Here is an 880-nt window from a genome sequence, read left to right on the forward strand (position 1 = left end):
CTAGGAGTCTGGGCGGCAGAAGTCAATTCCTGGTCATCGGGCAAGGGAGGTGGCGCGTTATGAGCAGATGAGCGCGAATTACCTCCCCTATGAGCCGCAGCAAATGCTGCTGCTACCTGAAGCCCTGCAGGAGTGGTTGCCCGAAGGGCATCTGGCGCACTTCATCAGCGACACAGTGGACAGTCTGGAGCTGAGCGCCTTCCATGCGCGCTATGACAAAGGCGGCCCGCGCAACCAGCCGTTCCATCCGGCCATGATGGTCAAGGTGCTGATCTACGGCTACGCCACGGGCGTGTTCAGTTCGCGCAAGATCGCCCGCAAGTTGCACGAGGACGTGGCGTTCCGGGTGCTGGCCGCGGGCAACTTCCCGGCGTCGCGCACGATCCGCGACTTCCGTGCGCTGCATCTGAAGGAGCTCAGCGAGTTGTTCGGCCAAGTCGTGCGCCTGGCCCGCGAGATGGGCTTGGTCAAGCTGGGCACGATCGCGGTCGACGGCACCAAGGTCAAGGCCAACGCGAGCCGCCACAAGGCGATGAGCTACGGCCACATGCTCAAGGCCGAGGCCGAACTGAAGGCCCAGATCGACGCGCTGCTCAACCAGGCGCGTGCAGCCGACGACGCCGAGAAGAACGAGCCGGAGCTGGACATTCCTGCCGAGATCGCGCGACGCCAGGATCGGCTCGACGCGATCGCGGCAGCCCGAGCCCGGCTCGAAGCACGGCAGCGAGAAGCGGATCTGGCACGCGGGCGCAGCGATGACGACGACCAGAAGCCGCGCGGCCCGGATGGCAAGCCGAAGGGCGGTCGCTACAAACGGCCGTTCGGTGTGCCCGAGGACCGGACCCAGGACAACTTCACCGACCCCGATAGCCGCATCATG

Annotated in this window: 1 protein-coding gene; it reads left to right on the forward strand. The window is 65.5% G+C overall.

The features are described from left to right. Window positions 1–67 precede the first annotated feature (67 nt). The coding region (locus DID96_RS37840; protein WP_148094543.1) for a transposase at window positions 68–880 on the forward strand (813 nt) is incomplete at its 3' end.

This window comes from Burkholderia sp. Bp8963 (genome assembly GCF_003854275.1).
Taxonomy (GTDB): domain Bacteria; phylum Pseudomonadota; class Gammaproteobacteria; order Burkholderiales; family Burkholderiaceae; genus Burkholderia.